This is a genomic window from Sphingosinicella sp., from assembly GCF_052387495.1.
Lineage (GTDB): Bacteria > Pseudomonadota > Alphaproteobacteria > Sphingomonadales > Sphingomonadaceae > Allosphingosinicella.
The window spans coordinates 1-8,480 of the sequence record NZ_JBQTJC010000275.1; the positions used below are offsets into that span (position 1 = coordinate 1).

The 8,480-nt window shown below is 68.1% G+C and carries 10 protein-coding genes, 2 tRNA genes and 1 pseudogene; 10 read left to right on the forward strand and 3 right to left on the reverse strand.

Annotated elements, in window-relative coordinates; translation table 11 throughout:
* Positions 1-288 (reverse strand): annotated as a pseudogene (locus ACT4N8_RS15055) (hypothetical protein); the annotation flags it as partial.
* 11 nt (positions 289-299) lie between these two features.
* Positions 300-836, reverse strand: a complete 537-nt coding sequence (locus ACT4N8_RS15060; RefSeq protein ID WP_444858929.1) for a hypothetical protein — start codon at positions 834-836, stop codon at positions 300-302.
* 172 nt (positions 837-1,008) lie between these two features.
* Between ACT4N8_RS15060 and lon the strand changes: the two genes are divergently transcribed.
* From lon to ACT4N8_RS15090, 6 genes are all read left to right on the forward strand, one after another.
* Positions 1,009-3,420: an endopeptidase La gene (gene lon / locus ACT4N8_RS15065; protein WP_444858930.1), complete on the forward strand. Its 2,412-nt coding sequence runs from the start codon at positions 1,009-1,011 to the stop codon at positions 3,418-3,420.
* 146 nt (positions 3,421-3,566) lie between these two features.
* Positions 3,567-3,842, forward strand: a complete 276-nt coding sequence (locus tag ACT4N8_RS15070; protein ID WP_444858931.1) for an HU family DNA-binding protein — start codon at positions 3,567-3,569, stop codon at positions 3,840-3,842.
* 79 nt (positions 3,843-3,921) lie between these two features.
* Positions 3,922-3,996: transfer RNA gene (locus tag ACT4N8_RS15075), tRNA-Val, on the forward strand.
* 144 nt (positions 3,997-4,140) lie between these two features.
* The gene (locus ACT4N8_RS15080; RefSeq protein WP_444858932.1) at positions 4,141-4,275 is read left to right on the forward strand and encodes a hypothetical protein; all 135 of its coding nucleotides are present in this window, start codon (positions 4,141-4,143) and stop codon (positions 4,273-4,275) included.
* Positions 4,276-4,341: 66 nt separating this feature from the next.
* Positions 4,342-4,418 (forward strand) — tRNA-His (locus ACT4N8_RS15085).
* 28 nt (positions 4,419-4,446) lie between these two features.
* A complete protein-coding gene (locus ACT4N8_RS15090) occupies positions 4,447-5,499 on the forward strand; it encodes a Glu/Leu/Phe/Val family dehydrogenase (protein WP_444858933.1) in 1,053 nt (350 codons plus the stop codon).
* Here ACT4N8_RS15090 and ACT4N8_RS15095 read toward each other — a convergent pair.
* The gene (locus ACT4N8_RS15095; protein WP_444858934.1) at positions 5,496-6,410 is read right to left on the reverse strand and encodes a DMT family transporter; all 915 of its coding nucleotides are present in this window, start codon (positions 6,408-6,410) and stop codon (positions 5,496-5,498) included. The genes ACT4N8_RS15090 and ACT4N8_RS15095 overlap by 4 nt on opposite strands.
* Before the next feature lie 58 nt (positions 6,411-6,468).
* Here ACT4N8_RS15095 and ccmC point away from each other — a divergent pair, with 58 nt between their 5' ends.
* From ccmC to ccsA, 4 genes are all read left to right on the forward strand, one after another.
* Positions 6,469-7,191, forward strand: a complete 723-nt coding sequence (gene ccmC / locus ACT4N8_RS15100) for a heme ABC transporter permease CcmC (RefSeq protein WP_444858935.1) — start codon at positions 6,469-6,471, stop codon at positions 7,189-7,191.
* Positions 7,188-7,319, forward strand: a complete 132-nt coding sequence (locus ACT4N8_RS15105) for a heme exporter protein CcmD (RefSeq protein WP_444858936.1) — start codon at positions 7,188-7,190, stop codon at positions 7,317-7,319. Before ccmC ends, ACT4N8_RS15105 begins: the two co-directional genes overlap by 4 nt.
* The gene (gene ccmE, locus ACT4N8_RS15110; RefSeq protein WP_444858937.1) at positions 7,316-7,756 is read left to right on the forward strand and encodes a cytochrome c maturation protein CcmE; all 441 of its coding nucleotides are present in this window, start codon (positions 7,316-7,318) and stop codon (positions 7,754-7,756) included. Before ACT4N8_RS15105 ends, ccmE begins: the two co-directional genes overlap by 4 nt.
* Positions 7,753-8,480 (forward strand): cytochrome c biogenesis protein CcsA (ccsA, locus tag ACT4N8_RS15115; protein WP_444858938.1); only part of this gene is annotated, 728 nt, incomplete at its 3' end. The genes ccmE and ccsA, both read left to right, overlap by 4 nt.

An 8,480-nucleotide genomic window follows, 5' to 3' on the forward strand; every position in this document is an offset into this window, starting at 1 on the left:
CTGGTTGCCGACCTGGGCGTTGCCGCCGGGCGAGCGCAGCCACATCTCCTCGATGCTCTCGTCCCGCAACGCCGCCTGCAGGCGCGGGATCAGATTGTCATCGATCATGCCTTCGGCGAGGAGGACGCGCCGCCCGTTCACCGTCTGCGGCGTGAAGCGCATCTCGCGATAGTTGGAGACGTTCGGGCTTTGCGGGCAGGTCGGATTGCTCGGGTCCATCTGCTGCGCCTGCGCCGCGGTCGAGCAAAGCATGGCCGCAAGCGCGGCGAGGGACGCGAACCTACGCAAAGTCTATCTTCCTACACCCGGACATAGCGGTTGGACGGCGGCCGGCGGCACATCGTCTTCGGCGCCCGCGTCTCCTCGCCGTCGACAATGACGATGTCGGTCACGGTCATGCAGTCGCCGTTGGCGCTGTTATTGGCGACCGCGGTGACCTCTGACCGGCCGCTCACGCCCTCGCGGGTCTCGCTCTCCCAGGAGACGGTGGTGCCGACGGCGGCATTGCCGCGCTCGGCGGCCTGCTCGACGACCTGTTCGGTGGCGGTCGCGGCCTTCTCCTGCTCGTCGCAATCGAGCATCGCCATGATCGCGTCGCCGAGCATCGAGGCCATCGGCAGCACCATGTTCGCCACCGCGCCGCCGCCGACCCGGCCGAGCACGCCGCGCCCGATCGCGCCCAGGGCGCCCATGCCGCGGCGCCGCCCGTCGTTGCGACGCTGGCATTGTTCTCCGGTCAGCGATTGCGCCGTGGCTTCGCTGATACCGATCCCCGGCACGGAAACCGTGAAGGAGGCGACGACGAGCGGAACGGCAAGCAAAGCAGCGCGAAACATCGGCAAACTCCCGCTTTTTCCCAAGTCCGGAAACCTAGACCCCGGCCCGGCCCGGGTCAATCGTCCAGCCCGGATTGCGCAGGGCTGAACGCGGCTTCATTGATGCCGCCCGGCAACTGCACCATATAGGCGGGGAGGGGCCGCGCCCGTCGCGCGGCCCGCCGGAGTGTTCATGAGCGAATCCTATCCCGTATTGCCGCTGCGCGACATCGTCGTCTTCCCGCACATGATCGTGCCGCTCTTCGTCGGCCGCGACAAGTCGGTGGCGGCGCTCGAAAGCGCGATGGCGGCGGACAAGAGCATCTTCCTCGTCTCGCAGCTCGATCCGGCCGAGGACGATCCCGACCGCGAGGCGCTCTACGACCTCGGCGTGATCGCCACCGTGCTGCAGCTCCTCAAGCTCCCCGACGGCACCGTCCGCGTCCTCGTCGAGGGCCGGCAGCGCGCGTCGCTGAAGGCGCTCAAGCAGGAGGGCGGCCACCTCGCCGCCGAGATCGAACTGATCGAGGAGCGCGAGGCGGAGGGCGCCGAGGCGCAGGCGCTGATGCGCTCGGTCGTCGAGCAGTTCGAGAATTATGCCAAGCTCAACCGCAAGCTGCCCGCCGAGACGGCGGTCCAACTCGGCCAGATCGAGGAGCCCTCGAAGCTCGGCGACGCGGTCGCCTCCAACATCAACGTCAAGGTCTCGGACAAGCAGGCCCTGCTCGCCGAGCTCGATCCGGTGCGCCGGCTCGAGATGAGCTTCGCCTTCATGGAAGGCGAGCTCGGCGTCCTGCAGGTCGAGAAGAAGATCCGCAGCCGGGTCAAGCGGCAGATGGAGAAGACCCAGCGCGAATATTATCTCAACGAGCAGCTGAAGGCGATCCAGCGCGAGCTCGGCAACGAGGGCGAGGAAGGCGGCGGCGACGAGCTCGCCGAACTCGCCCGCAAGATCGAGCGGACCAAGCTCTCCAAGGAAGCCAAGGCGAAGGCGCAGGGCGAGCTGAAGAAGCTCCGCGCAATGGCGCCGATGTCGGCCGAGGCGACGGTCAGCCGCAACTATCTCGACGTGCTGCTCGGCCTGCCCTGGGGCAAGAAATCCAAACTCAAGCACGACATCGTCGAGGCCGAGCGGATCCTCGACGAGGACCATTATGGCCTGGAGAAGGTCAAGGAGCGGATCGTCGAATATCTCGCCGTTCAGGCGCGCACCAACAAGCTCAAGGGCCCGATCCTCTGCCTGGTCGGCCCGCCCGGCGTTGGCAAGACCTCGCTCGGCCGCTCGATCGCCCGCGCGACGGGTCGCGAGTTCGTTCGCCAGTCATTGGGCGGCGTGCGCGACGAGGCCGAGATTCGCGGGCACCGGCGGACTTATATCGGCTCGCTGCCCGGCAAGATCGTCACCAATCTCAAGAAGGCCGGCTCGTCCAACCCGCTCTTCCTGCTCGACGAGATCGACAAGCTCGGCCAGGATTTCCGGGGCGATCCCGCCTCGGCTTTGCTCGAAGTGCTCGATCCCGAGCAGAATTCGAAGTTCCAGGACCATTATCTGGAGATCGATTACGACCTTTCGGACGTGATGTTCGTCACCACCGCGAACAGCATGGACATGCCCCAGCCGCTGATGGACCGGATGGAGATCATCCGCCTCGAAGGCTATACCGAGGACGAGAAGGTCGAGATCGCGACCCGCCACCTGCTCCCCAAGCAGATCGAATCGCACGGCCTCAAGGAGGGCGAGTTCGCTCTGACCGAAGACGGGCTGCGCGCGATGATCCGCCATTACACCCGCGAGGCTGGGGTGCGGACGCTCGAGCGCGAGATCGCCAAGGTCGCGCGCAAGGCGCTCCGCCAGATTCTCGAGGGCAAGGCCGAGAAGATCGAGGTGACGGCCGACAATCTCGCCGATTTCGTGGGCGTGCGGAAATTCCGCCACGGGATGAGCGAGGAGGAGGACCAGATCGGCGCCGTCACCGGCCTTGCCTGGACCGAGGTTGGCGGCGAATTGCTGACGATCGAGGCGGTCACCGTTCCCGGCAAAGGCCAGATCAAGACCACCGGCAAGCTCGGCGACGTGATGCAGGAATCGATCCAGGCCGCCTTCTCCTTCGTGAAGGCGCGCTCGCCCAGCTACGGCGTCAAGCCAAGCCTGATCGCCCGCAAGGACATCCACGTCCACCTGCCCGAGGGCGCGGTCCCGAAGGACGGCCCGTCGGCCGGCGTCGGCATGGTCACCGCGAGCCCCTCGACGCTGACCGGCATTCCGGTCCGCCGCGACGTCGCGATGACCGGCGAGGTCACCTTGCGCGGCCGGGTGCTCCCGATCGGGGGGCTTAAGGAGAAATTGCTCGCGGCGCTGCGCGGCGGCATCACAAAGGTGCTGATCCCGGCCGAGAACGAGAAGGACCTGGCGGAAATCCCGGCCAATATCCGCGAGGGGCTGGAGATCGTCGCGCTCGCCCATGTCGACGAGGTGCTTGCCCACGCGCTCGCCACGCCGGTCGTGCCGATCGAATGGACCGAGGCGGACGAGCTCGCCGCGGTGCCGCCGTCCGAGCTTGCGCCGGCGCCCGACGAGCATGGCGGGGCCTCGATCCGCCACTGAGCCGGGCCTCGCGGCACGAAAAGGGGCGCCTCTCCCCGGGATCGGCGCCTCTTTCCTTTTGACTCGCGCCGGTCACCTGGCCTTTAAAAGCAGCGGCCGCGGCCGGTCGCCGCGAGTCCATCGGGAAACACGGGGATTCGGGCAAGATGAACAAGCAGGAGCTAATCGGTCACGTCGCGGAGCTGACCGGCCTCAACCGGGGCGATGCGTCGCGCGCGGTTGAAGGCGTGTTCGACACGATCAGCAACGCGCTCCAGCGCGGCGACGAGGTCCGCCTGGTCGGCTTCGGCACCTTCTCCTGCTCGCGCCGCAAGGCTTCGACGGGACGCAACCCGCGCACCGGCGAGCCGATGCAGATCAAGGAATCGACCCAGCCCAAGTTCAAGCCCGGCAAGGGCCTGAAGGACGCGGTCAACAGCTGATCTGGACAGCTTCGGGCACGCCCGCTATGGGCGCCCTTCCTTCGGACGGCCACATCCGGAGCGAAATCCATCCAGGCGTGGGCGCGTAGCTCAGTGGTAGAGCACTGTGTTCACACCGCAGGGGTCGCAAGTTCAATCCTTGCCGCGCCCACCACGCCTTCCAACACCTCAACGGCCACCTCGCGCGGTTCATCGCGCTCGCCATCGCATCGCCGCGAAAGCCGGGCGGATTAACGCGGGCGGCCTGTTCGTTCTTCTCCTGGCGCCCTAGCTTGGCGCGGCACCGGGGAAGGGATCAATGACCGACGACCGCACTTATTATGCCCGCAGGGCCGCCGAGCATCGCGACCTTGCCGCGCGGGCCGCGAATGACGACATCCGCCGCCGTCATCTCGAGCTCGCCGAGCTGATGCTGGCCCGCACAGCGGCCTGAACAGGCCTCCGGCGCGCCTTGACGCTGGGGCGGGGCGACCACTATGTGCGCCCATCCAAACGCACGGCGATCGTAGCTCAGCTGGTTAGAGCACTGGTTTGTGGTACCAGGGGTCGCGGGTTCAAGTCCCGTCGGTCGCCCCATTTCTTTTGACAATTACAGGACCGATCGATGGACTCGCTCTGGGATTTTCCCGATTTCGACGAGCATGAGCTCGTGCACTTCGTCACCGATCGGGAAAACGGGCTGAAAGCCGTCATCGCCGTCCATTCCACCCATCTCGGCCCCGGCGCGGGCGGGACGCGGCTGTGGCATTATGCCGAGCCCGCCGCCGCGATCGCCGACGTGCTGCGCCTCTCGCGCGGGATGAGCTACAAGAACGCGATGGCCGGCCTGCCCTTGGGCGGCGGCAAGGCGGTAATCCTCGCCAGCGACGCGGCGCGAACCAAGACGCCGGAGATGATCGCCGCTTTCGGCCGCGCCGTCGACGGCCTGTGCGGCCGCTACGTCACAGCCGAGGATGTCGGCATGAACGTCGCCGACATGGTCGCGATCTCCAGGGAGACGAAGTTCGTCGCGGGCTTGCCGGTCGCCGAGGGCGCGGTCGGCGGCGATCCGGGGCCGCACACCAGCTACGGGGTCTTCCTCGGAGTCAAGGCGGCGGTGAAGCGCGCGCTCGGCAAGGACAGCCTCGCCGGCCTTCACATCGCCGTGCAGGGCGCGGGCAGCGTCGCCGGCGGCTTCTCGCGCCGCGCCGCCGGCGAGGGCGCGCGGCTCAGCATCGCTGATGTCGACGCGGCCAAGGCGCGAGCGCTGGCGGACGAGGTCGGCGGGGCGGTCGTCGCGCCCGAGGCGATCATGACCCTCGAAGCCGACGTGCTCAGCCCGAACGCGCTCGGCGCGATCCTCAACGAGCAGTCGATCGCCGCGCTCAACGTCCCGGTCGTCGCCGGCGGCGCGAACAACCAGATGGCGACCAGCGAGGACGGCGACCATATCCACGCCCGCGGCATCCTGTACGCGCCCGACTACGTGATCAACGCCGGCGGCATCATCAACGTCTCGACCGAATATCTGCAGGACGGCGACCAGGAGCTCGTTCGCCGCCGGATCGAGGCGATCCCCGCCAAGCTCGACGCGATCTGGGAGGAAAGCCGCACGACCGGCCGCAACCCCGCCCGCGTCGCCGGCGACATGGCCCGCAGGTTGATCGGCCGCGGCTAAAGCGGCTCGGGTCGGGGCTTGTCCCGGCCCAGCTTGTGCTCGCGCCAGATCGTGTAGAGGCCGCTCGCGATGATGATCGCGGCGCCAGCCCAGGTCGTCGCGCGCGGATAGCTGTCCCAGATCAGCCAGCCGAGCAGCGCCGCCCAGATCAGATGGGCATAATCGAAGGGGACAACGGCGCCGACCGCCGCGGCGCGCAGCGATGCGGTCATCAGCAATTGCCCGATGCCGCCGAACGTTCCCAGGGCGACGAGCAGGGCCCAGGTCGCGCCGTCATGGAGCTGGCCGAAGACCGGCAGCGTCGCCGCGCCCGCGGCGGTGCAGATCAGGGTGAACCACAGGACGATGCTCTGCGTCGATTCGGTGCGGCCGATCTGGCGGATAGTGATCGTCGCCGCGGCGACGCTGAGTGCGCCGGCGACGGCGAGGCCGAGGCCGAGCGGCGAGAGGCCGGTTCCGGCCGGCTGCATCACGACCACCACGCCGAGCAGGCCGATGGCGACGGCCGTCCAGCGGTGGCGGCCGACCGGCTCGGCGAGAAGCAGGGCCGAGAGGGCGACCGCGAACAGGGGCGCGATGAAGCTCAGGGTCACCGCCTCGGCGAGCGGCAACAGGGTCAGCGCGCCGAAGGAAAGGAACATGCTGGTGACTCCAATCGCGCCTCGGGTGAGGTGAGCGAGCGGGCGCTTTGTGCGCCAGCGGCCGGGCGTGGTGCTCGCCGCGATCCACACGAACAGCGGCGGAATCGCGAACAGGCTGCGGTAGAAGACCAGCTCCGGCGCGCTCACGCCGCGGTCGCTCGCCAGCTTGATCAGCGCCGCCATCAGCGCGAACGACCCGGTCGCGCCGAGCCTGAGCCCGATCCCGGCCAGCGGGCTGCGGCCCGAATGAGAGGATGTCGCGTCGACCACGCATCCCTTAAGCACATGCTTTCGCCGCCGCGAAGCCTTCGCTACACCGAGTCCGAGCATGCACGTTTACGCGAATCCCGCCCGCTTCCTGAAGATCGCCCGTCCGCTGACAGCCTGGCTCGGCTGGAGCGGCGCGGCGCTGATCCTCGGCGCGCTTGGAGTCGGCCTGTTCCTCGCGCCGCCGGACGCGCTGCAGGGCGAGAGCGTCAGGATCATCTATCTCCACGTCCCCGCCGCCTGGCTCGGCATGGCGGGCTGGACCGGGATCGCCGTGGCGAGCCTGTTGCAGCTCGTCTGGCGCCACCCGCTCGCCGCGGTCGCGGGCCGGGCAATCGCGGTGCCGGGCGCGGTCTTCACCTTCGTGTGCCTCGCGACCGGCTCGCTCTGGGGGCGGCCGACCTGGGGGACCTATTGGGAATGGGACGGGCGGATGACCTCGATGCTCGTCCTCCTGTTCCTCTATCTCGGCTACATCGCGCTCGCCGGCGCCGAGAAGGAGAAGGACGGGGAGGGACGGCTCACCGCCATCTTCGGGCTGGTCGGGGCGATCAACATTCCGATCATCCGTTACTCAGTGGTCTGGTGGAACACGCTCCACCAGGGGCAGAGCATCGATTTCGTCCAGGGCCGCTCGTCGATCGACGCCGCGATGCTCTGGCCCTTGCTCGCCTCGGCGCTCGGCTTCTCGCTCTTGTTCGGCGCGATCGTGCTGATGCGGATGCGAGCCGAGCTGGCGCGCAACAAGATCGAAGCGCGGATGCGCCGGATGGCGTCAGAATGAACCATTGGGCCTTCATCCTTGGCGCCTATGCGATCACGCTCGCGGCGGTGCTCACGCTCACCGGCTGGAGCTGGTCGGCTATGCGCCGGGCCGAAGCGGATGCAGCCAAGTTCGGCCGCGACGCATGAAGCGCAAGAACCAGCGCCTGATCCTGCTCGTCCTCGCCGTCGTCTCGGTGGTGGGCGCGGTTTTGCTCGCCATGTCGGCGATGCGCGATCAGGCGGCCTTCTTCTACGCGCCCGGCGACGTCGCCCGCAAAGGCCTGCCGCTCGATCGGGCGGTGCGGATCGGCGGGATGGTCAAGGACGGCTCGATCCAGCGGCGGCCGGACGGCGTGACGATCGACTTCGTCGTCGGCGATGAAACCGCGCATGTCATCCCCGTCCAGTTCACCGGGATCACGCCGGAGCTGTTCCGCGAGAATAGCGGCGTCGTCGCGGAAGGCCGCTTCCAGCCCGACGGCCGCTTCGTCGCCACGGAAATCCTTGCCAGGCACGACGAGAACTATATGCCGCCCCGATTGGGGCCGCAGGGCCAGCACAAGACGGACACGCTGGAAAGATGATCGCGGAAGGGGGGCTTGCGGCATTGTGGCTGGCGGCGGCGTTGTCGCTGCTCCAGCTGCTGCTCGGCGCGGCGGCATTGCGGCCGAGCGGGCAGCAATTGCTCGCGGCGGTGCGCCCGGTGGCGGTCGCGCAGGGCGTGCTCGCCGCGATTTCCTTCCTGCTCCTGATCTGGCTGTTTCTCCGCACCGACCTTTCGGTCGAGCTGGTCGCGGCGAACAGCCATTCGGCCAAGCCCTGGCTCTATAAGTTCGCCGGCGCCTGGGGGAATCACGAAGGGTCGATGCTGCTCTGGGTGACGGTGCTCGCCGTCGCCGGCGGCGCGGTCGCCTTGTTCGAGCGCAGGCTGAAGCAGCCGACCCTGATCGCGACGCTGGCCGCGCAGGCGGCGATCGGATTGGGCTTCTACGCCTTTCTGCTCTTCGCTTCGAACCCGTTCACCCGGCTCTCGCCGGTGCCGATCGAGGGCAACGGACTCAATCCTTTGCTCCAGGACCCGGGCCTGGCCTTCCACCCGCCGACGCTTTATTTCGGCTATGTCGGCATCTCGATCGCCTTCTCCTTCGCGGTCGGCGCGCTCATCACGCGCGACGTCGGGCCGGCTTTCGCCCGCGCGATGCGGCCCTGGATCCTGACCGCCTGGATCTTCCTCACGCTCGGCATCACCGCCGGCTCGTACTGGGCCTATTACGAGCTCGGTTGGGGCGGCTGGTGGTTCTGGGACCC